Source organism: Clostridium sp. YIM B02569, assembly GCF_022320765.1.
Classification (GTDB): Bacteria; Bacillota; Clostridia; order Clostridiales; family Clostridiaceae; genus Clostridium; species Clostridium beijerinckii.
The window spans coordinates 85,849-108,059 of the sequence record NZ_JAKJJX010000023.1; the positions used below are offsets into that span (position 1 = coordinate 85,849).

Annotated in this window: 21 protein-coding genes and 1 pseudogene; 2 read left to right on the forward strand and 20 right to left on the reverse strand. The window is 30.4% G+C overall.

Going from position 1 to position 22,211, the window contains the following annotated elements; translation table 11 throughout:
- Positions 1-102: 102 nt before the first annotated feature.
- The 18 genes from L3B96_RS19605 to L3B96_RS19690 all read right to left on the reverse strand — a co-directional run bounded on the left by L3B96_RS19605 (position 103) and on the right by L3B96_RS19690 (position 17,924).
- The gene (locus L3B96_RS19605; RefSeq protein ID WP_171780782.1) at positions 103-969 is read right to left on the reverse strand and encodes a 4Fe-4S binding protein; all 867 of its coding nucleotides are present in this window, start codon (positions 967-969) and stop codon (positions 103-105) included.
- A 121-nt stretch (positions 970-1,090) separates the two neighbouring features.
- Positions 1,091-1,909, reverse strand: coding sequence for a sulfite exporter TauE/SafE family protein (locus L3B96_RS19610; RefSeq protein ID WP_238948343.1), 819 nt, complete (start codon positions 1,907-1,909; stop codon positions 1,091-1,093).
- A 171-nt stretch (positions 1,910-2,080) separates the two neighbouring features.
- Positions 2,081-2,737 carry a 4Fe-4S binding protein gene (locus L3B96_RS19615; protein ID WP_238948344.1) on the reverse strand — a complete coding sequence of 219 codons (657 nt, stop codon included), beginning with the start codon at positions 2,735-2,737 and terminating at the stop codon, positions 2,081-2,083.
- A 409-nt stretch (positions 2,738-3,146) separates the two neighbouring features.
- Positions 3,147-3,929 (reverse strand): prolipoprotein diacylglyceryl transferase, encoded by a 783-nt coding sequence (gene lgt / locus L3B96_RS19620; RefSeq protein ID WP_236897541.1) that lies wholly within the window; start codon positions 3,927-3,929, stop codon positions 3,147-3,149.
- Between the two features lie 19 nt (positions 3,930-3,948).
- Entirely contained in the window at positions 3,949-5,082 is a 1,134-nt protein-coding gene (locus L3B96_RS19625; protein ID WP_238948345.1) for an ROK family transcriptional regulator, read from the reverse strand.
- A 215-nt stretch (positions 5,083-5,297) separates the two neighbouring features.
- Positions 5,298-6,632 (reverse strand): amidohydrolase, encoded by a 1,335-nt coding sequence (locus L3B96_RS19630; RefSeq protein WP_238948346.1) that lies wholly within the window; start codon positions 6,630-6,632, stop codon positions 5,298-5,300.
- Between the two features lie 175 nt (positions 6,633-6,807).
- Positions 6,808-7,653 carry a MetQ/NlpA family ABC transporter substrate-binding protein gene (locus L3B96_RS19635; protein WP_238948347.1) on the reverse strand — a complete coding sequence of 282 codons (846 nt, stop codon included), beginning with the start codon at positions 7,651-7,653 and terminating at the stop codon, positions 6,808-6,810.
- 125 nt (positions 7,654-7,778) lie between these two features.
- A complete protein-coding gene (locus tag L3B96_RS19640) occupies positions 7,779-8,432 on the reverse strand; it encodes a methionine ABC transporter permease (protein ID WP_023975568.1) in 654 nt (217 codons plus the stop codon).
- Positions 8,429-9,451, reverse strand: coding sequence for an ATP-binding cassette domain-containing protein (locus L3B96_RS19645; protein WP_023975569.1), 1,023 nt, complete (start codon positions 9,449-9,451; stop codon positions 8,429-8,431). The genes L3B96_RS19640 and L3B96_RS19645 overlap by 4 nt, the downstream gene beginning before the upstream one ends.
- 313 nt (positions 9,452-9,764) lie before the next feature.
- Positions 9,765-10,766 (reverse strand): hydrogenase expression/formation protein HypE, encoded by a 1,002-nt coding sequence (hypE, locus tag L3B96_RS19650; RefSeq protein ID WP_238948348.1) that lies wholly within the window; start codon positions 10,764-10,766, stop codon positions 9,765-9,767.
- On the reverse strand, positions 10,767-11,846 hold the full coding sequence (hypD, locus tag L3B96_RS19655) for a hydrogenase formation protein HypD (protein WP_077828925.1): 1,080 nt from the start codon (positions 11,844-11,846) through the stop codon (positions 10,767-10,769).
- Positions 11,843-12,070, reverse strand: a complete 228-nt coding sequence (locus L3B96_RS19660) for a HypC/HybG/HupF family hydrogenase formation chaperone (RefSeq protein WP_077828926.1) — start codon at positions 12,068-12,070, stop codon at positions 11,843-11,845. Before L3B96_RS19660 ends, hypD begins: the two co-directional genes overlap by 4 nt.
- A gap of 159 nt (positions 12,071-12,229) precedes the next feature.
- The gene (gene hypF, locus L3B96_RS19665; protein WP_238948349.1) at positions 12,230-14,530 is read right to left on the reverse strand and encodes a carbamoyltransferase HypF; all 2,301 of its coding nucleotides are present in this window, start codon (positions 14,528-14,530) and stop codon (positions 12,230-12,232) included.
- Between the two features lie 34 nt (positions 14,531-14,564).
- Positions 14,565-14,837: a hypothetical protein gene (locus L3B96_RS19670; RefSeq protein ID WP_238948350.1), complete on the reverse strand. Its 273-nt coding sequence runs from the start codon at positions 14,835-14,837 to the stop codon at positions 14,565-14,567.
- A gap of 16 nt (positions 14,838-14,853) precedes the next feature.
- Positions 14,854-15,327 (reverse strand): hydrogenase maturation protease, encoded by a 474-nt coding sequence (locus L3B96_RS19675; RefSeq protein WP_238948351.1) that lies wholly within the window; start codon positions 15,325-15,327, stop codon positions 14,854-14,856.
- A gap of 20 nt (positions 15,328-15,347) precedes the next feature.
- Positions 15,348-15,494, reverse strand: a complete 147-nt coding sequence (locus tag L3B96_RS19680; protein ID WP_238948352.1) for a hypothetical protein — start codon at positions 15,492-15,494, stop codon at positions 15,348-15,350.
- Between the two features lie 154 nt (positions 15,495-15,648).
- On the reverse strand, positions 15,649-17,040 hold the full coding sequence (locus L3B96_RS19685; RefSeq protein WP_238948353.1) for a nickel-dependent hydrogenase large subunit: 1,392 nt from the start codon (positions 17,038-17,040) through the stop codon (positions 15,649-15,651).
- An 8-nt stretch (positions 17,041-17,048) separates the two neighbouring features.
- A complete protein-coding gene (locus L3B96_RS19690; RefSeq protein WP_238948354.1) occupies positions 17,049-17,924 on the reverse strand; it encodes a hydrogenase small subunit in 876 nt (291 codons plus the stop codon).
- A gap of 443 nt (positions 17,925-18,367) precedes the next feature.
- On the opposite strand from L3B96_RS19690, the gene hcp reads away from it, so the two are divergent.
- Positions 18,368-20,014, forward strand: coding sequence for a hydroxylamine reductase (gene hcp / locus L3B96_RS19695; protein ID WP_238948355.1), 1,647 nt, complete (start codon positions 18,368-18,370; stop codon positions 20,012-20,014).
- 115 nt (positions 20,015-20,129) lie between these two features.
- Here hcp and L3B96_RS19700 read toward each other — a convergent pair whose 3' ends face one another.
- Both L3B96_RS19700 and L3B96_RS19705 read right to left on the reverse strand, forming a co-directional pair.
- Positions 20,130-20,546, reverse strand: a complete 417-nt coding sequence (locus L3B96_RS19700; RefSeq protein WP_238948356.1) for a flavodoxin — start codon at positions 20,544-20,546, stop codon at positions 20,130-20,132.
- A gap of 191 nt (positions 20,547-20,737) precedes the next feature.
- Positions 20,738-21,451 (reverse strand): Crp/Fnr family transcriptional regulator, encoded by a 714-nt coding sequence (locus L3B96_RS19705; protein ID WP_238948357.1) that lies wholly within the window; start codon positions 21,449-21,451, stop codon positions 20,738-20,740.
- A 270-nt stretch (positions 21,452-21,721) separates the two neighbouring features.
- Between L3B96_RS19705 and L3B96_RS19710 the strand changes: the two are divergent.
- Positions 21,722-22,138: pseudogene (locus L3B96_RS19710) on the forward strand (MBL fold metallo-hydrolase); the annotation flags it as partial.
- Positions 22,139-22,211 lie beyond the last annotated feature (73 nt).

Genomic DNA, 22,211 nt, shown 5'->3' on the forward strand with positions numbered 1-22,211 from the left:
TAAACAATTTGTAACAAAAAAGAGAGAACAAACCAATTCATAGCCTTTCTCTCTAACTAATACCTAAGCATAAGGTTTATAAAGGAAAATAAATAAAATGTCTTATTGTCTGCTTAATACTTCAGATATGAATTTTTCTTTTCCCACTCTATCCATTACTGTCGAGATTCTTTCTCCTTTTACTCCAATTTCTCTATAGCATTCCATAATCTTATCAACTACAAATACTATGTCTTTTTCTTTAAATATCTTTCCTAAAGAATCTCCTATTCTTATTCCTCGTCCAAATCTTCCACCAACAAAAATTTCTGCACCTTTTTCTTTAATACCAACTGCATTGGTTCTACATAGTCTAGAACATTCACCGCAACTTACACATAATTCTTCATGATATACTACTTTTCTATTTACTACCTCTAATGCTTTTTGCCTGCAACCTTTAACACAAATTCCACATCCAACACAGTTGTCCAAATTAAATTCTGGGATTGTCTTTCCCATTATTCCAATATCATTTATATTAGCTTTTGCACAATTATTTGCACAACCAACTATTCCTATTTTGCACTTATGAGGAGTATCTGTAGCAAAATATTTTTCCTCTAGTTCTCTGCAAATTGCCTGAGTATCAATGTTACCATGCAGACATACAGTTCCTTTGCATGCAACTAATGGCCTTATCTTCTGACCAGTTCCACCATGACGCAGTCCCAAAGATTTTGCTTCTTCCATTACTTTTTCTGCATCTTCATCTTTAATCCAAGGAACTTCAATTTGAAGTCTTGTTGTAAGTCCTGAATACCCTCGTCCATATTTTTTAGCAATCCCATTTATGTTGTTTAATTCTTCAACTGTAAAATTTCCTGCTCTACTTAAAAACCTTACTGCGTAATGTTCCCTATCATTTTGTAATAAAAAACCTAATGCCTTCATTTCTTTTTGTCTCTTCTCATTAACCATAATAATCATACATCTCCCTAACTATGAATTACTAATTCTTTCTCATTTTGTTTCAGTATAATAGATATATGATAATAAATAAAATATAAATACCTAATGATAACCATTAAAATATTTAATGGTTCGAAATTTAAAATGCCATAATAAATATTCGTACACCCACAATAGCTAACGCAACTGCAAGGCTTCTAATTATCGCTACTCCGTGAATCTTTTTTGAAAGCGTCGCACCTAACTGCGCTCCAAATAATACACCTATAGATAATGCAGCTGTTTGGATAAAGCTTGACTGAAGCACTCCATTGACTATATGAACCATAGTTCCTGATAATGACATTACTGCTAGAACGAAATGCGAAGTAGCAGTTGCAATATGAACGGGGTAATTCAATATATTGACAAGTACTGGAACATGTATTATTCCTCCTCCTATACCTAAAAAACTAGACATAAAGCCAACAAAAATACTTACAACTATTCCAGTTACAGGATTATATGAAAATGTATGTTCTACCCCTTCAATATCTACCACTGTTCTTGTAATATAGCCATTCTTAACTACTAATCTATTTTCTGATTTCTCCTCCTTGGTCCTTAATATCAAGAATACGGATATAATAACCAGTAACACACCGAATATCCCATTAAAAAGCTGCCTTGGTACGTATGATGTTATCACTGATCCTAATATTGATCCTGGTAGAGTTGCTATTGCAAAAATTATTCCTGATTTATAATCAATACGTTTCATCCTCGAATAAGCAAAAGAGCCGGATAATGCATTAAAAAATACAACTGCTAGAGAAATACTCGTTATTGTATCTGGGCTCTTATCTGGATATAACAATAATAAGATAGGTACCAGTATAAATCCTCCTCCTGCCCCTATTAGAGTTCCAAATGCTCCAATTAAAAATCCCAAGGGGGTTAACCATAAAAATTGTATCAAATTTAAAACCTTCTTCCATAACAATTATGCATTATAATTAAACAAGTTTCTAAAATTTAAAAACTATTAATTATATTAATATAACTCTCCTATATTATACACTACCTTTTAACCATTTTGGATATAAGTTTTAAATTTTATATTTCAAAACACAATTTTGTGCTTAGTTCCTTACTTTATAGTAATTTTATTATATCCAATTGCTTTTTTAGGACATTCAATAACACACTTTCCACATTGAATACAATCTGGATGACTTAATATATCACCTTTATAGTTATATGGTACTAAACCAAGCGGACATTTCTTTTCACATAATTTACATGAAATACATGAAGATGATACATGTAATACCTTTTTGCTCCCTTTAAGCTTTCCAATAATTGATGCTAGACTCCCCATAGGACAAAAGTTACACCAAGCCCTATGATTATATACTAAAGATAATATTATTCCAATTATAGTTGTTACAACAATCATTCTATAAAATACCATTCCTATACCATAAAGGTTTCCCCAATTTTTATATACACCTGAAATAAATATTACCATCATTACTCCCAACATTGCAGATCTAAAATAATATGATTTAAATAACTTTGGTGGTATCCTTTTATTACTAAATTTTGAGACCACATTATCATAAAAATTTCCTCTTGGGCATAAATTCCCACACCAAAATCTTCCTTTAAAAATAGAAACGATTATAGGCGCTATCATACAAATGACTGCTACAAACCCAAACCTTAAATCAATCATACCTAACACTATGAATGTGATTAATAGCGTAAATGAATACTTCTTCCATAATTTCAAAAATTTTTCCACTAAACATTCCTCCTATTTCTTTCATTATTCTAAAGTTTAAAATGCAGCTAAACTTCTAACCTTACTTGTTTGGCTCTTTTTTATTTTATAAAATTGCTCCTCTATTATCAGTAACTTTATCACACAATAAAACTATGTATATGTTGCAATACACATTTCACAATTATGGCTGAAATTCTTGCAATATTTTTATAACTGTGATGAAGAATTATTTTTGCAACATATATATTAATGCAAAAAAAGATAAGCCCATATATCATTAAAATATCAGCTTACCTTTTACTTAACATTATTCTAACTCCATTAAGTTATTTGTAAAATTTCATTTACTAAACAAATGCTATTTTAAAATACTATAAAAAAGGAACTCTTAAATTGAGTTCCTTTTTTGTAGATAAAATTATAATATTTACTCTTTATAATTATTCCCTTTAGATTTGCTATTATAATAACTTGCTGCTATAAATATTATCCATACAATGACTCCTGCTAAACTTACCAATTGAGCCATTCTAAAACTTCCTATCATTAAACTGTCTGTTCTCATTCCTTCAATTATGAATCTACCTATAGAATACAATCCTATATATGTAAAAAATACTATTCCATTTTTTTTGCATTTTCTAAGCATAATCATCAGTATTATAAATATAGTTAAATTCCAGAGAGATTCATATAAAAAAGTTGGATTATAATACAATCCATTTATATTCATCCCCTTTTGAATGAACATAGGAAAATGCTTAATAAATTCATAACTAACTACATCACCATGTGCCTCTTGATTAAAGAAATTTCCCCATCTTCCTAGTGCCTGAGCTAAAATAATTGACGGTGCTGCCACATCTGCAAACTTAATAAAGCTTAATTTTTTAACTCTTGTATAAATTAATGCTGTTCCTAATGCAAAAATCAGGCCTCCATGTATTGCAAGTCCGCCATTTCTTATATTAAAAGCATCAATAATATTATCTTTATAGTTATCAAATTCAAATATTACATAATATAGTCTTGCACCTATTATACCAATTGGAATAGATAATAATACAATGTTTAGCAAATTATCATAATCAACTTCTCTCCACTTACAATTATATTGAGATATTAGTATTCCAAGCATAATACCTGTTGCAATTAATATCCCATACCACCTAATATCAAATCCTCCAATTGAAAATGCCACTGGATTCATAATTTCACTTCCTTATCTTCTAATTTTGTATTTTTTGTATAACCATAGCACAAGCTCCTACAGCTATAGATTTATCTTCAAAATATCCACCCCTAATAAATTGAATATTATTGTTTTTTATGTGACACTTCTGAAGAGCTATTTCTTTTGTAGTTTCATAAAACAACTTTGATTGTTGTATTAATGGACCACTTAAAATTATAAGCTCTGGATTAAATAGCTTAATATAATTTGAAAGTCCTATTCCAAAATATAAAGCTGAATCTTTTATAATACCCATAGCCGCTTCATTTTCTTTTTCTCCAAGGCTACAAACATCTATATAATTAATATCATTTAAATTTTTATTTAACAAAGATGATTCATTTTCTTTTATTTCATCTATAAACTTTTTTGTTATATTGGGTATTGATACATAACTTTCTATACATCCATAATTTCCACAGGAACACAATTCCCCGTCAGCATCAACAACCATATGTCCAAATGCATCTTCTACGTTGTTAATAGTTCGAATTAGAACTCCAGATGATATAATCCCAGTTCTTATTCCTACACCGCAGTTAATATATGCAATATTCTTTTTACCTTTTCCAGTCCCAAAGTTATATTCACCTATAACAGCTGCATTAGCACCATTATCTATACATATTATTGTATCAAATTCTCTTTTTAGTTCATCTTTTAATTGATCTGAATTAAATCCACCAACTATTCCTATTCCAATTCCAACAATTGATGCTTTTTGTATTTTTAATTTCATACAACATTCTTTTATAACATTAGGTATAATTTCAGATATTGTATCCATATCATATTCATGGCTTAATAATTTTTCTTCTATTATTCTTAATTTCAGATTTGTTATAACTATTCTAGTGTAAATTCTTGAAATATCAATTCCAATAATATAAAATTCACTATGATTAACATCATATAAACTAGGCTTTCTTCCCCCTGTAGATTCTCCAATGTCACTTTCCACAATGATTTTTTCTTCAATTAATATTTTAAGATCTCTATTTAATGTAGTTAATTTTATCTTAGTTATGTTTGCCAGTTCATTTTTAGATATAGGACCATTTTCTTGTATAACGCGAAAGATATATCTGCACCTATCATTTAACGATTCAAAACTTTTATATGCTTCCAAGAAACTCGCTCCCTTTCTCATATTAGTATATCATCTTTTAGCCATTATGGATATAAGTTTTAATTTAAGCAATGTGGTTAAATTGTTATTTTTTTTGCTTGTTCCTTAATTCTAGTTCCAAATTATTATTTATGCTTACATATCTGTCTTTTAAGCATAAAGCACATTTAGTGAACAATATATTCTTGATTCACTAAATGTGCCTGCTATCGGGTTTATTCATTTTTATAATCACCCTTAAATATCTCATCAAAATTATCCATGTATTCTTTATATTCGTCAATAGTAAACTTAGGTTTAAATTCTTCCTTAATCTTTTTAGCTTCCTTTGCTTTTTCTTTTAGTAATCTATAGGCTGTTAAAGCCATGATTTTTGCAGTAGCAATATAAGCTATTTCATCATTTACTACTTTGAAATATTCTGAATGTAATCCGCCTTCAACTCCACCTGTAGTAAATTTTAATACTGGCATAATATGAGTCAAATCCCCAACATCACTAGAACCTGCTGTATGTTTATTAGGATCAACTTCCTCAACCCTTCCATTAGGCAGTATTTCATGTGCTATTTCTAAAATTTCTTTTGACGGTCTTAAAGGTACTACTGGAAGATAACCTGGTGCCGTAATTATCTCTATTTCCGCTCCAACTGCTAAAGCACCAGACTTAAAGGCTCTATCCACCTTTCTGCTGGCATCTCTAATAGCTTCAACATTTTTTGCTCTGACTAGACTTTCAATTACTACTTCATCAGGAATTACATTCACTAATCCGCCTCCTTTGGTTATTATTGAATGAACCCTAACTGAATCTTCATCTTTAAAAGTTTCTCTTTGATATGCTATTGCATTCAAGCCCAGTGAACTTGCGTTTACAGCATTAATACCTAAGTGTGGTGTTCCTGCTGCATGAGATGCTTTTCCTTTATATTTTGTAACTTTCGATACAAACCCATTGCTTGTACTATCTCCTACTACAATATCAGCTCCTGTAGGATCAGAATGATGTACCACAGAAAGGTCTATATCATTAAATGCTCCTATTCTAATAAGCTCGCTTTTTCCTCCTCCATACTTAATTAAATTCCTTTCTTTTAAAGAAAGTTTAAATTCTACTTCACCATACTCTTCAGCGGGTACCGCAAAAAACACTACATTTCCATCTAATGAATTCTTTATTTCATCATCTGACAGTGCAAATGCCGCTCCTATGATTCCAGCCAATTGAGTATGATGACCGCATGCATGACAGGCTCCTGTTTTTTTATCAGCAAATGGGTTATCTGGTGATACAACAGCATCTAACTCACCAATTAATGCCACCTTTATCTCCTCTGAATTTCTCCTCTTTAAATACCCCTTTATACCAGTAATTGCAAGATTGGTTTCAATTTCTTCACTATTCTCTTTTAAAATTTTCAATACCTTTTCTGATGTTCTCTTTTCCTTATAGCCAAGCTCTGGATGCTTATATATATCTGTTGCAAAAGCAATAATTTTATCTCTATTTTTATCAATGATATCTATTATCTTTTTTTCAATTTCATTCATAATTATTTCCTCCTTTTATAATAGATCTACTAATCGTAATTTCATCGGTCTTTCAAGTTAGTAATATTCTATAATTTCATATTCAATAAATATATAGGCTACTCTTTTAAAAAAATTAATCAGAGTAACCTTTTAATATTAAATATCAATATATAATTGCTTATATAAAACTGTCTTACTTTATTTCATCTGGTATGAACCAGTAATTATTCTTATTGTGTTCTGCCATATAATCTTTAAAATCCTTAGATTTATATGCCTCTACTATATCATTTGCCCATTTACTATCCTTATTCTTTTCATCAACAACTACTTGAAGTTGTAATTCTTTACTAACATCTTCTGATAATAATGATTTTGAAGGATCTATTTTAGATGCGTAAACCATACTTCCAGGAAGTACTGCGAAGTCTATATCATCTAACGCACGTGGAATTTGTGCTGAATCCATTAGTGTTATATCAAGATTGTAAGTATTTTCACTTACATCATTTATAGTTAATGTTGTTGAATTTGCATCTTCCTTTAACTTAATCCATCCAGCTTTTTTTAGAAGTCTAAAAGCTCTTGCTGTATTTGATGGATCATTAGGAATTGCTACTTTTTGACCTTTAGCTACTTGGTCAATTGAAGTATGCTTATTCGAAAAAATTCCTGCTGGAACTGTTGGAATAGGCGTAATTGGAGTTAGCTTATTGTTAGTTTCTTTATCGAAATTATTTGCATATGCACTGTGTTGATCTACATTAAAATCAATACTTCCTTCTGTTAAGGCCACATCAGCTTGTCTCAAATCAGAAAAATTCACTTCTTTAATTGTATAACCATTCTTCTCTAATATAGGCTTAACAGCACTTGTAAATAGCTCACTATATGGTCCAGGAGATATTCCTATTGTTAAATCCTTCTTTTCCGTAGCTTTTGTATCAGTACTTCCACTGTTTCCGCATCCTGCTAACCCTAATGCAAACAGGCTTGTTGTTAAACCTATAATAATTTTAGTAACTATATTCTTTTTCATTTTTTATTCTCCTAACTTATTGATTATTTAGTTCTATTTTTATATTTCCTATGGTTTCACTAGCATTTAAAGGTATAACCATTCTATTTATTCTTATAAATTTATAATAATTGGCATACTATTTGTTAATGCCTTCTTACCTTTCTAGCTAATTTATTTCCAAAATTCTGAATAGCTTGTACGAAAATTATCAATATTATTACAGTAATAAGAATTACTTTTGTATCAAATCTTTGATATCCATAAGAAATAGCCACATCACCTATTCCTCCTGCTCCGATGGTTCCTGCCATTGCAGTTGCTCCGATTAATCCAATTGTTGCTGTTGTTAGCGATAATATTAAAGATCCCATTGCCTCCGGCAAAAGAAAGTGCCATATTATTTGTACTGGCGTTGCTCCCATTGACTCTGCTGCTTCAATTATTCCATCATTAACTTCCAGCAAAGAATTTTCTATAAGCCTTGCAATATAAGGAATTATATATATTATAAGCGGAACAATTGCTGCTTTAGTTCCAATTGAGGTCCCAACAATAAGTCTTGTAAATGGAACAATTGCTGCAAGCAAAATTATAAATGGTACTGAACGAACAATATTAATCACATTATTTAGTGCTGAATATACAGCCTTGTTTTTTATAATTCCTCCCTTATTAGTAATAACAAGTAATATTCCAAGTGGAATTCCCAAAAGGGAGCCAATCAAAAGCGACACACTTACCATTTGTAAAGTTTCAATAATAGCCTTAATAATCTGCGGTCCTGTTATTGTTGTCATATCAAAACCTCCTCAACTCCAACTTTTCTATCTTTCATATATTTATGAGCATTTTCTATATCTTCTTTTTCACCTTTTAATTCAACTATGAGATTCCCAAGTATGTTCCCTTGTAATTCCGTAACATTAGCAAATAATATATTTGGTTGTACATTGAATTCACTACATGCTTCTGCAAGTATAGCCTTCTTTGAATTTTCACCTATAAATTTAAGTTTTAAGACTTTGCTATTCTCATCTTCACTATTAATTTCATCCAATATAACTTGTGGTACCTCGTCATGCACAACAGTCTTAACAAAATTCTTTGTCGTTTGTTCTTTAGGATTACCAAATACTTCTAATAGATTGCCTTGTTCAATAATTTCTCCATTTTCCATAACAGCTACTTTATTACAAACTTCTCTAATTACAGCCATTTCATGAGTAATCATTAAAATTGTTATATTATACTCTCTATTTATTTTCTTAAGTAGCTGCAATATAGATCCTGTAGTCTGAGGGTCTAATGCTGAAGTTGCCTCATCACATAAAAGTATTAATGGATTAGTAGCAAGTGCTCTCGCTATACCAATTCTTTGCTTTTGACCTCCTGATAATTCACTAGGATAAGCTTTAGCTTTATCCTCAAGTCCAACAAACTCTAATAGTTCATTTACCCTGCTTTCAATTTCATCCTTTGTTCTATGATTTAATACAAGAGGAATAGCGATATTTTCAAAAACATTCTTAGACTCAAGTAAATTAAAATGTTGAAATATCATTCCTATCTGTTTCCTAACCTCACGAAGTTCTTTAGTTGTAAGCTTTCCCAAATTTTTATTATCAACAATCACTTCGCCTGAAGTAGGTTGTTCTAAGTAATTTACCATCCTTATTAACGTACTTTTTCCCGCTCCGCTAAATCCAATAACGCCAAAAATATCTCCTTTATCAACTTGTAAGTTGACGCCCTTTAAAGCCTCTACTTTTACGCCCTTTTTATTAAATATTTTTTGTATATTTTTCAACTCTATCATTAAAAGTCCTCCCTTTATATATAATAAAAAGACTTTATTACTTATCCCCTATAGGGTTAGTGTGTTTTGTTGTTTTTAATTCTAACCATTTTTATCTGAATTGTCAATATAATTTTTCATATTTTTTACTTTTCACCATAAAATATCATAATAATAAATAATATAAATATACTTTTATCCAAACCCATTAAAGCAAAATATAGGAACAAGTAAAACTGCTATAAATAATATTAATTATCTATAGCAGTTTTACTCCATATTATCATATTTACAAAATTAAAATCATTATTATGTTATTTCTTATTTACTCACCTTAGCATATTCTAGGAAGCATACTTCCCTCTAAAGGCGATAATAATCTCTTTCCACCAAATCCGTTTTCTATAAATATGTCCTGATTAGAGTCTTTAACAAATTCACCTATAATTCTCGCTCCTTTTCCTTGATCAAGTGAGCGAATTATATCAAGTACTTTTTTAGACTCGGTTTCTTTAACAACTAGTACCATTCTTCCCTCACAAGCCATATACAATGGATCTAATCCTAAAAGATTATTTATAGCCTTAACACTTTCACTAATTGGAATTTCCTTTTCTATTAGGTGTATCCCAAGCTTGCAAAGTGATGAAAATTCATGCAATACAGTGGCTAATCCGCCTCGAGTTGGATCCCTCATTATTTTTATTGAAGGAAACTGTTCCTTAAGTTCTTCTATAAAAGCAAATAGTGGTGCACAATCACTTTTATAGTCTCCTTTTACTTTTAAGTTATATCTCTCTACTGCAATTGTTGTTCCGTGCTCGCCGATTCCACCAGTTATTATAATTCTATCTCCTTCTTCAATAGTTTTTACTTCATATCCGTTAATTATATATCCGATTCCGCTAGTATTAATGAATATTCCATCTACACTTCCCTTTTCAACTACCTTTGTATCTCCTGTTACTATCTTAGCCCCACATTCTAAACAGGTTTGCCCCATAGACTTAACAATTTCTTCAAGGCTCTGCATTGAAAATCCTTCTTCAATTATAAAACTCGAACTTAAATAAAATGGCTTTGCTCCAGATACAGCTAAATCATTAATAGTACCACAAACTGCAAGCTTTCCTATGTTTCCCCCAGAAAAAAACAGTGGCTTTACCACAAAAGAATCTGTGGTGAAAGCCATTTTTCCTTGTACTGCTGTAAATGTTGCTGAGTCTTGTTCTTGTAAAAGAATATTGTTATTAAAATATTTGTAAAAAAGCTGCTCAATTAATATTTTTGTATGCTTTCCTCCATCACCATGAATAAGCTTAATCATTTCATTCATTTATTCCACTCCCCCATACTTATAAAAAATAGAGCAAGATCCCTCCGTAGATACCATACAAGGTCCTATTGGATGCTCTGGTGTACAACCTTTTCCGAAAAGCTCGCATTTATTAGGTAATTTCTTCCCCAATAAAATTTCACTGCATGCACAAGTTCTAATATAGTTTTTCTCAGAAGTCTTACTTAAATTTATTCCAAATCTTTCAGAAGCATCATACTTTTTATATTTCTCCCTCAAAGTAAATCCAGAATCTTTAATAACTCCTATTCCTCTCCATTCATGTTCGCAATATGTGAATACTTTACTCATTAATTCATTTGCTCTTTTGTTTCCTTCTTGGCTTACACAAGTTTTATATAGATTTTCAAAACTTTTTTCAGTTTTATTTTGTTCTTTCGTTAAAAAATATAAAGCACTAGCAATATCTAGAGCTTGAAAACCTGCAATTACTGCTGGAATATTATATTCCTCTACAATAAATTTAAAATAATCTGCTCCCTTTACTGCTGCTACATGTCCTGGACACATTAATCCATTTATATTGTGATTAGGCTGCTTAAGTATGTAATGGAGTATTGGCTCCATTCTTTTCATTCCTATTAAAAATGAAATATTTCTTATATTTTTTTCCTGTGCTATCTTTACAGCTAAAGCAATTATAGGAGTTGTAGTTTCAAAGCCTACTCCAAGAAAAACTATTTCCTTATCTTTATTTTCTTCTGCAAGTGTTATTGAATCCAGAGGTGAATATAATATTTTAATATTTTTTCCTTTTTCTCTTTGCTTAATTAAATTCTCTCTACTTCCATTTACTTTAATCATATCTCCAAAAGTACTTAAAATCACATTTGAATTCTTAAGTAATTCTATAGCTGCATCTATATAACCTTCTGGAGTAACACAAACTGGACACCCTGGTCCTGACAGTAAATTTATATTAGGATTAACCAATTGTCTAATTCCAAGTTTTGAGAGCGCTTGAGTATGAGTTCCACAAACTTCCATGACATTAAACTTTTTGACTGGAGACTTTTGAATTTCGTTAAGAATATTTTTAATCAAGATTTCTTTATTCATACTTTTTCCTCGCTATTAAGTATTGATTTAAATATCCTTTGTAATTCTTCAAAATAATCCTTGTCAATCTTTTGAATAGCACAGCCTGCATGAACTAAAACATAATCTCCCACTTTTAGTTCTTCAATAAGCTGAATATTAATTCTACTCTCTAATCCCATAATATCCATTATTGCACTATAGTTATCTATGTTTCTAACTTGTGCTGGAATTGCAAGACACATAAACTTACCTTCCTTCTTTATTCACACTTATAAAAATCGTAAATCAATCTGACAACCTATTTTTCTAACATAACATTAGTAGATTAACTTAGTGAATACAATATGAATTCACTTTGCTTCTTAGTCCTATGAAAAATATACATAACAAATTTAAATATATTATTTCTTTTCAATAATTGCATTTGCCACATGGAGCTGGCCAAAAGAAATTCCCTCATCATTAGTTGGGATTTGTTCATTATAAAACACTTTAAATCCTTGCTTAATCAGATTTACATATATTCCTTTTAAAAGATAATGATTTTCAAAAACACCACCACTAAGAACAACTTTATCTATATTCTCCTTTTCTCTAAGCTTACAAACTAAATCACATGAAGCTTTAATAAGTGAGTTGTGAAATTTAGACGATATCTTAGAAATCAATTCCTTTTTCTGAATATCCCCCAAGATTCCTTCAATAATGCTTTTGTATTGAATATTAAAAATACCATTTTCCTCTTTAATATCCCATGAATAACTTTCTTTAATTTTATAATCAATAATATTTTCTAGTTCTATTGCTGCCTGTCCGTCATAAGATATACTATTTCTGATTCCGCATAAGGCTGCTACTGTATCAAACAATCTTCCAACACTTGAAGATACAAAACAATTTATTTTTGAATCTAAAGCTTGTTTAACTACTTTAATTTTTTCATTATCTACTCCTTGAATTATTTTTTCTGGATCATAACCTAAAGCATATAAATAACTTGAAGCACATCTCCAAGGTTCTTTTATAGCTTGTTCTCCTCCTTGGAGATTTACATATTTCAATTGCCCTGCTCTTTTAAATACTCTTCGATTTCCAACCAAAAATTCACCACCCCATACTGCGCCATCAAGTCCAAATCCAGTTCCATCGAATATAATTCCAATTACAGAATCATAAATAGAATGTTCAGCCATGCAGCTAACCATATGAGCATGATGATGCTGTACTTCTATTTTTCTCATTTTCTTTTCCTTTGCATATTTAGTACTTGAGTATGCTGGATGCATATCGTACGCCAATACATCCGAATTAATATCAAATAAATTGCAAAAATGTTTTAGTACATATTTAAAATTCTTATAACAATTAAATTCTCCTAAATCACCTAAATACTGACTCAAATATGCGTATCCATTTTTAGAAACACAAATAGTACTTTTCTGCTGTCCTCCAACCGCTATAATTTCATTTTTAACTCCTGCTTTTAATGAATAAGGTCTATATCCTCTTGAACCACGAATAACCTTTTCTACTTGACCTATGACTTTTACAACAGAATCATCAACCTGGACGTAAATCTCCCTGTCATTCATCAGAAAATAATCTGCCACTGTATTTAAATGTTTTAGTGCTTCTTCATTTTTATATTCCATTGGCATACTGCTTATATTTCCACTAGTCATAACTAAAAGATCTAACTTTTCATTAAATAATAGATAATGAAGGGGAGTATACGGAAGCATTACTCCTAAACTATTTTGCTTTGGTGCTATAGCCTCTGGTAATACAAAAGGATATTTCTTCTTTAAAATTACAATGGGTCTCTTATTACTGCTTATTACTTCCTCTTCTTTATCAGATATATAGCAAATCTCTTTAACAATTCCAATATCCTTTGCCATCAAAGCTAATGGTTTATCTTTCCTTTGTTTTCTACTTCTAAGCAAATTAATAGCTTGCTCATTTCTTCCATCACAAACCAGATGAAATCCTCCGATTCCCTTAATCGCCAATATTTTTCCTTCCTCAATAAGTGAAATAGTTTCTTTAATAGGATCTTCACACTTAATTTGTTCTCCATGATTATTTGTTAAAAAGAGTTTAGGTCCACAATTTTCACAGCAATTTGGCTGCGCATGAAATCTCCTACTGAGTGGATTTTCATATTCGTCTTTACATTCCTCGCACATATAAAATTCTTTCATAGTAGTATTCTGTCTGTCATATGGAAAAGCCTTGATAATTGAATACCTAGGTCCACACTGAGTGCAATTTGTGAAAGCATATTTATAACGAAGGTTTCCTTTACTTCGAATATCTTCTAAACATTCATCACAAACTGCTATATCAGGTGAAACAAATCTCATTTCATTCTTTTGTTCAGCACTTTCTTTAATAACAAATTTTTTATCAATATTTCCTTTAATTATGAATTTATTTTCATCTAAACATGAAATAGTACTTAGATCTTTTTTAATTAAAGTACACTCAACTCTTTCTATTTTTGCAATACTCGGAGGTCTTTTTATAACATTAAACATAAACCGTTTTATGTTTTCCCTCTCACCTAAACAGTCAATTACTACGGCACCACCTATATTTTGAACAGATCCACGAATTTTAAAGTCCCTTGCCTTTTCATATACAAATGGACGGAATCCAACGCCCTGAACAATTCCGTAAATTTTTACTATATATCTCATATATTAAAGACCTTCTCTATTTATATGTTATGAGCTATCGTATTAAGTAATTTTCATTTTGTTCGCCTTGAATGCTTTTAAGAATTGCTGTTTGATCCTGTATATCTTCCCTCTGTACATTAATTTTTGTCCATTTTCCAACTAACTTTGAATTAAAATTCTGAAGATGTTCATAAAGATTCTCCTCATTAACATGACTTCTATGATTTACAATAACAGTGAATGTTTTAACTTTATTAATATTATTAGCTTCACATATATTCTTCAATTCTTCTGAAATCTTACTTAATAAAATAGTATCATGCATATTTTTCACTATCCCTTCATTTATTTTTTGACTGTAACTTAAGTACATATGTTTCTATTTCATCTAAAATCTTTTTAGAAATCCCTTCTAATTTCTCTTGTAATTCTTCGCTCAATCCAAAGCCAATTCCAACATCATTAACTTCGATTCCATAAATTTGCCCTTTAGCACTAGGATAAAAAAGTTTTAATAAATCCAAGAAATTATAACTATGCTGGGAATATCCCTTTTTCTTAGAAACAAAATCATCTAACTGCAAACAAGTGATTTCACCTGGACTCTTTCCATAATATGCAGCATCTAAAATAAAAATATAATCATCTTCTTTTACACTGGCAATACTGTATTGAACATCGGTTTCTCCATAAATAACTTTAATATTCTTTTCTAAAAGCTTCTTTTCTATCTTTTTTGCTACTTCAATTCCTATACCATCATCCCTCATTAAAACATTTCCAATCGCAATCACTTTAATATTAGAGTTTACCATAATATATATTTCTCCACTTTCTATAGATAAACGAATTTCGATCCAAATTTGTACTTTAAAATGTATTCCGCACTAGAAAGAATGAATACTCTTTTGTATAGTGTTGCATCTGAGAATATCGCTGTAGGTATTTCTTTAGCAGAAGTTGTTCCACTGTTGCTTGTCATGAGCTTCCCTCAGGAGCATGCAACAGTGGGTGCAACTTCTGCTATTAGAAATCCACAGCTGTATTCTCCAGTAACCGAAACAACAGAGTATTCATTCTTCCGGCGAGTTATCACATAAGTATGATTTTTAACTTATTTATCTATGCATATATTTTTAAACCAAAACCTCTACTATTTCTGTATCACCTGCTGATCCAATCAAATGAGTTGCACAAGATACACACGGATCAAATGATCTTACAATACGACCGATTTCTATAGGCTCTCTAATATTGTTTAATTTAGTTCCAATCAAGGCTCCTTCTATAGTTCCAGGAAGATTTGACTCATCCTTAGGTGATAAATTCCATACGGTTGGTGTTATGATATTATAATGATTAATAACATTCTTATCTATTTCAATCCAATGACCAAGAGCACCTCTAGTAGTATCAGTTAAACCTGCACCATAAGCTTTCTCTGGAATATTATAAGTTTTTTGATTATTAGGTCTTAGTTCTACTCTTTCAATAAGCTTACTCATTATTCCTATAATCTTTTCTGTTTCCAATACCCTTGCTATATTTCTATCCATACATGAATGTCCATTTGTGTATTGTCCACTCACTATTAACCTTGCTAAAGGACCAACTTCCATAGGAAGTCCTAAATAACGGGGAGCTTTTATAAAAGTGTACGCATCTAATTTAGATAAATCTACTTCTTCCAATCCTTCGTCCTTTTTATACCACGAATAATGGATTTGCTCTGTGATTTTATCTGGTTCCAAAGGATATTTTACATTATCCTTCATTACTCCTGACTTAACATACGTAATCTCAGGATCTTCATATTTATCAAATACTCCATAAGTCATAAAATATGGATAAGATTGTCCTTTTTTAAAATAATCAGAGTAATATTTAGAAATTATCTCTACATCTTCTTTCATTATATTTTTTACAAAAGATTCTATCTTTCTAATAATACTTTTTACTTTTTCTAGTTTATATGCATCTATATTCACAGTAACTCCACCTACAAAAATCCCATGGTTATGAGGCGCTTTTCCTCCTAGAAGTGCTAATCCTTCATGAGCTAATCTACTGAGTTCAATACTTTTTATATAGTCCTGTTCTATTTTTTTGTTTATTTTATCTGGTAGTCTATAATCAGTATATTGTTGTTCTTCTATTAATTTTATGTTTGATATTTTTACATAACTTGGCATAGACAGAAGATAAAAATGTCTCAAATGATTTTGTATAAATTCAAAGCCATGTAAAATATCTCGAATGTAATTATCATTTAAACTAACTGTTACTTTTAATGCATCTTCTAACGCTAAAGTAGAAGCCATTGAATGAGCAGTAGAGCATATTCCACAAATTCTCTCTGTAAAATATACAGCATCTAAAGGTGATCTTCCTATTAACATTTTTTCAAATCCCCTGAAGAGTAGTCCACTTGCATTTGCTTTAGCAATTGTATTCCCTTCTACTTCTGCTTTTATTTCCAAAAAACCACTGATTCTTGTTAGCGGATCTATAGTTATTATTTTGCCCATAACTCCTCCTAATACTTTACGAAAGGTTCCATTCCATCTGGGAATTGCGCATTTGCACACCCAATACAATTTGTATTATCTCCAATAGGCCAGTTAACGTATCCATTCCATTTTCTCCTTGGGCAATCAGTTTTTGTGACAGGCCCTCTACATCCTAGTTTGATCATGCAGCCTTCGTCTCCAAACTTTTGTGCAAATATACCTTTATCGAAAAATCCTCGCCTTGTACAATTATCATGAATTGTAACTCCATAGAAAAGTAATGGTCTTCCCTCACTATCTAATTCAGGTACGCCATAACCAATCAAATGTGCTAAAGTTCCTACTATCCAATCTGGATGGCAAGGACAACCTGGTAGTTTAATAACTTGGCGATTTAAAACTTCCTGTACACTTTTACTTTCTGAAGGGTTTGGTTTCGCAGCCGATATGCCCCCGTGAGAAGCGCAAGTCCCTACTGCTACAACATACTTCGCTTTTCCGCCTGCTAGTTGTATTGCCTCTAACGCTGTGATATTTGTCCCATTATAATTTGCTACAATGTTATAACGTCCCTTTTCTTTTGTTGAAACTGCCCCATCCACTAATAATATAAACTCTGTATCTAACGTTTCTAAAAACTTTTCAAAAGCAAGCTGCCCTTCTAATCCCATAAGTGTGTTATTATAAGTAAAATTCACCATGTCAGTTAAAATATCATAAAGTCCTGGATTTTCACTGTTAAGTAAGGAAATTATATTTCCTGAGCATCCTGTCACTTCCAGCCATATAGCATTCATCTTTTTAGTCTTTTTATCTTTTAGCATTCCTACAACATCATTTGCAAGTCTCTTTGACGTATGAATCTTAGCTTTTGTAAGTGGACATTCTTTGCCACTTGTCAATTTAATTCCTCCATCATTTATTACTTCCTTTCTCTTATTAAAAAGTTAAAACTTTTCATTTTCTATAACAATTATCATTAATACATACTAAATTATGTACTGGTTTAGATTCCAAATACTTTCAATCATATCTACAGCTAAAGTATATGATTATAATAATTTAAAAATGCTATACTCTATTTCCAATCCTTAACTTTATAAGATTTAATTCCTTTCGATAGTATTATTATTTAAATAAATAACTTCGGAATTTCTCATAGAAGAATCAGCAAAACATCACACATTTTTTAAATTATAATCAAAGTTTTGACAAAAATTCGTTATTTATTGTGGTTATTTTTACATTTTTATGAAAATTATATTATTATATTTTATTTTTATCCAATTTATTGTATAATATATCCGTAGCATTATATTATGTAAATATGAGAGGAGTTTTTATTATGGTAGAAAAAATGTTTTGTTATCAATGTGAACAAACTGCTGGGGGTAAGGGATGTACTAAAATAGGTGTGTGTGGTAAAACACCTGAAATTGCAGCAATGCAAGATTTATTGATTTATCAATTAAAAGGAATCAGTGTTTACGCAAAAGAACTTTTAAATAAAAATGAAAAGGTTGACACATCGGTAGCCTCTTTTGTTGAAGATTCTTTATTTATGACATTAACTAATGTTAATTTTGACCCTAAGGCTCACCTTATTCAACTTAAAAAGTCTCAAGAAATTAAAGAGTCTTTAAGAGCAAAGGTTAAATCTGAAAATATCACCTCTCCTGAAGCGTTGTACAACCTAAGTGGTTCTAAAGAATCTATACTTGAAGATGCTGAAAAAGCTGGAATAATGTACGATGAAAACTTAGATCCAGATATTCGTTCTCTTAGAGAAACTATAAAATATGGTTTAAAAGGAATCGCTGCTTATTCTCATCAAGCTAGATTTATAAAATATACTAGCGATGAAGTAAATGACTTCTATTTTAAGGCTTTAGCAGCTTTAGCTGATGATAGTTTAAATCTTGAAGATTTGATTAAACTTGCAATGGAAACAGGTACTATGAGTGTTAAGATTATGGAAGTTTTAGATACTGCTAATAATACTACTTATAGTTCTCCATCACCTACAAAAGTTAATGTAAATATTAAAAAAGGTCCATTCATAGTAGTTTCTGGACATGATTTAAGAGATCTAGAAATGTTACTTGAGCAAACTGAGGGTAAAGGAATAAATATTTATACTCATGGCGAAATGTTACCTTCACATGGATATCCTGAATTAAACAAATATCCTCATTTAGTTGGTAATTTCGGAAGTGCATGGCAAAATCAACAAAAAGAATTTGATAATATACCTGGTTGTATTTTAATGACAACAAACTGCTTAATGAGACCAAAAGATTCTTATATAGATAGAATATTCTCAACAAGTGTTGTTGGATTTGATGGTATTAAACATATTGAAAAAGATGAAAATGGATATAAGGATTTCTCTGAAATAATAAATAAAGCACTTGAACTTGGTGGTTTCGCAGAAGACGAAGAAGTTAAAGAAATTTTAGTAGGCTTTGGGCATAAGGCAACCTTAAGTCATGCTGAAACAATTATTAATGCAGTTAAAGACGGAAAAGTTAAACACTTCTTCTTAATAGGCGGATGTGATGGTGCAAAGCCTGGAAGAAATTATTATACAGAGTTTGCTGAAAAAATTCCAAGTGACTGTATTATTCTTACTTTAGCATGCGGAAAGTATCGTTTCACCAAATTACAATTTGGTGAAGTTGCAGGACTTCCAAGATTGCTTGATGTTGGACAATGTAATGATGCATACTCAGCAGTTAGAATAGCTTTAGCTTTAGCTGATGCATTTAACTGTACAGTTAATGATTTACCTTTATCAATAGTATTGTCTTGGTATGAACAAAAAGCTGTATGTGATTTACTAGCATTACTTTCATTAGGCGTAAAAGGAATGTATATTGGGCCAAGCTTACCTGCTTTCTTAACTCCTAATGTATTAAATTTCTTAGTTGATAATTTCGATCTTAAACCAATCAGTACTCCTGATGAGGATTTAAAACAAATATTAGGCTAAACTTTGAAGTTGGACAATAAATTGTTCTATTGTAAAATGCATAAAACCACTGTATAAAATTAAAAGCCATGCAATAAGTGAGATAATTCTCCTTATTGCATGGTTTTTGTTATTCCTATCTTGCTATTAATTTTCCAAAATCTCTGCATTTGTCTTCATCTTCACCTTCAGGAGATTCCTGCACGGTTAAACCTTCGCTTATTAATATAGCACCATATGACTCCATTCTCTTTTCCCATTCTGTCATCCATTCACCATTGCCCCATCCCCATGAACCAAAAAGAGCAACTTTCTTTCCTTGCAAACTTCCTTCTAATGATTTAACAAAAGGTTCCATTTCACTTTCATCTAATTCTTCTGATCCATAAGCTGAGCATCCTAAAATAAGTATTTCTTCATTATTAACATCATCAAGTGTTGCATTTGATACTTCAACTAATTCGGCTTTCTTCCCCTCTGATTCTATTCCTTCTAGAATTAAGTTTGCCATTTTTTCTGTATTTCCTGTTTGGCTAAAATATATAATTTTCATATAACTTCCTCCAATCATTTTTAACTTAAAAATTTATTTTTTATCTATTTCTTGATATAAGTATAACTTTATTAATTTAAATAAAATGTGATTGAAATCAAATCAAGAAAAAATCTGATATACGCAAGTTTGATATCTATATAAAAATAAATATTCATTATTACATTAATAAGCAATAATGAATATTTATTTTATATATAGTTCTTCAAGCCTTCTTCATCTATAATGATTATTGTTTTTGTTCCTATTATTTTTATTAAATTTTCATCTTCTAATTTCTTTAATTTCCTGCTTATGGTTTCCCTCGTCACCCCAATATAACTCGCCATATCTTCCCTTGATATGGGTAGTTTTACAGAAATATTACCTTCAACATTTTCTCCATACTTCTCCATAAGCTCTATAATTAAATAAGCCATTCTTGAGTCAACATCGTTAGTTGCTAAATTCTGAACAAGATTTTCAACTTTTGATAATCTTTCTCCTACTGTTTCTAATACCTTTATTCCAATCTCCGGATTCTTCATCATTATATCTTTCATTTCTTCCTTAGTAAGAGTACATATTTTAACATCCTCTATAGCTTTGGAATTAAATCCATATTTAGATGGTTTTATAAGTTCTAATTCCCCAAAGAAATCTCCTTCTGAAAGTATATGTAGTATCTGTTCCTTACCATCCTTAGTATATTTATATAATTTTATTTTTCCTTCATTTATAAAATAAAGTGTACTAGCTATATTACCTTCAGTAAAAATAACATCGCCCTTACTAAATTCTTTATGATTAATTTTATTTACAATCTCCACTAATTCGTCTCTATTTAAATTCTCAAATATTGGAACCTTACTAGCACAAAGTCCTCCTCTGCAATTATTGCAGCAATTACCACAGTGAATATCCATAACAAATCCTCCTACATATAAGATATATCTCCAAATAATATCTTACATTAAGTTGTGTCACTTGTATATTTAATCCTAACTAAAACCACTCAAACAATATCCTCCTTAGTATTATTATAATGAAAAACTCATAAAAACTTAATCTTAATATTTTGATTTGAATCATATTTTTATAATTTAGATAGGTATACAATAAAAATATCGAAAGACAACAACATAGAAAATTAATTGAAATATAAAAACAAATAAAAATTATGGAGGTTTTATATTATGGAACAAAACATTATGCTAGGTAAAAATATATTTTGGATTGGTAAGGTAGATGATAGAGATGTGCCTTTTCATAGATTGACTTTAACTAAAGGAACTACTTATAACATTTATTTATTAATGACAGAAAAGCCTACAGTAATTGATACTGTTGATATGAGTTTTGGAAGAGAATTTGTACAAAACTTAAATAATAAGATTGAACTTGATAGAATTAAATATATTGTAATTAATCATACAGAACCTGATCATTCTGGTGCCCTTGGAAGCCTAGCAGCAAAAGCAAAAAATGCTGTAATTGCATGCACAGAGCCGGCTGTAAATGAACTTAAAGAGATGTACAGGCTTCATAATAGAGAATTTTTGGTTGTAAGTGATGGTGATACTTTAGATATAGGAGGCAAAATTCTTAAATTTGAGTCTGTCAAGACTTTCGTGTAAACTTCAAAAAGTAATATGTTTATTTTATAAGGTTGGAGGTAGAATAAAA

What these genes read in the sequence shown, in the direction of transcription:
- L3B96_RS19660 (WP_077828926.1), bottom strand. Translation starts at nt 12,070, where the DNA reads ATGTGTCTTGCAATTCCAGCACAAGTTAGAAACATAGATAACTATAGT.
- L3B96_RS19675 (WP_238948351.1), bottom strand. Translation starts at nt 15,327, where the DNA reads ATGGTAAACTCTAATATTAAAGTGATTGCGATTGGAAATGTTTTAATG.
- hypE (WP_238948348.1), bottom strand. Translation starts at nt 10,766, where the DNA reads ATGAATGAAATGATTAAGCTTATTCATGGTGATGGAGGAAAGCATACA.
- L3B96_RS19680 (WP_238948352.1), bottom strand. Translation starts at nt 15,494, where the DNA reads ATGACAAGCAACAGTGGAACAACTTCTGCTAAAGAAATACCTACAGCG.
- L3B96_RS19605 (WP_171780782.1), bottom strand. Translation starts at nt 969, where the DNA reads ATGATTATTATGGTTAATGAGAAGAGACAAAAAGAAATGAAGGCATTA.
- L3B96_RS19670 (WP_238948350.1), bottom strand. Translation starts at nt 14,837, where the DNA reads ATGCATGATACTATTTTATTAAGTAAGATTTCAGAAGAATTGAAGAAT.
- hypF (WP_238948349.1), bottom strand. Translation starts at nt 14,530, where the DNA reads ATGAGATATATAGTAAAAATTTACGGAATTGTTCAGGGCGTTGGATTC.
- L3B96_RS19635 (WP_238948347.1), bottom strand. Translation starts at nt 7,653, where the DNA reads ATGAAAAAGAATATAGTTACTAAAATTATTATAGGTTTAACAACAAGC.
- hypD (WP_077828925.1), bottom strand. Translation starts at nt 11,846, where the DNA reads ATGAATAAAGAAATCTTGATTAAAAATATTCTTAACGAAATTCAAAAG.
- L3B96_RS19705 (WP_238948357.1), bottom strand. Translation starts at nt 21,451, where the DNA reads ATGGATATTCACTGTGGTAATTGCTGCAATAATTGCAGAGGAGGACTT.
- L3B96_RS19640 (WP_023975568.1), bottom strand. Translation starts at nt 8,432, where the DNA reads ATGACAACAATAACAGGACCGCAGATTATTAAGGCTATTATTGAAACT.
- lgt (WP_236897541.1), bottom strand. Translation starts at nt 3,929, where the DNA reads ATGAATCCAGTGGCATTTTCAATTGGAGGATTTGATATTAGGTGGTAT.
- L3B96_RS19685 (WP_238948353.1), bottom strand. Translation starts at nt 17,040, where the DNA reads ATGGGCAAAATAATAACTATAGATCCGCTAACAAGAATCAGTGGTTTT.
- L3B96_RS19700 (WP_238948356.1), bottom strand. Translation starts at nt 20,546, where the DNA reads ATGAAAATTATATATTTTAGCCAAACAGGAAATACAGAAAAAATGGCA.
- hcp (WP_238948355.1), top strand. Translation starts at nt 18,368, where the DNA reads ATGGTAGAAAAAATGTTTTGTTATCAATGTGAACAAACTGCTGGGGGT.
- L3B96_RS19645 (WP_023975569.1), bottom strand. Translation starts at nt 9,451, where the DNA reads ATGATAGAGTTGAAAAATATACAAAAAATATTTAATAAAAAGGGCGTA.
- L3B96_RS19630 (WP_238948346.1), bottom strand. Translation starts at nt 6,632, where the DNA reads ATGAATGAAATTGAAAAAAAGATAATAGATATCATTGATAAAAATAGA.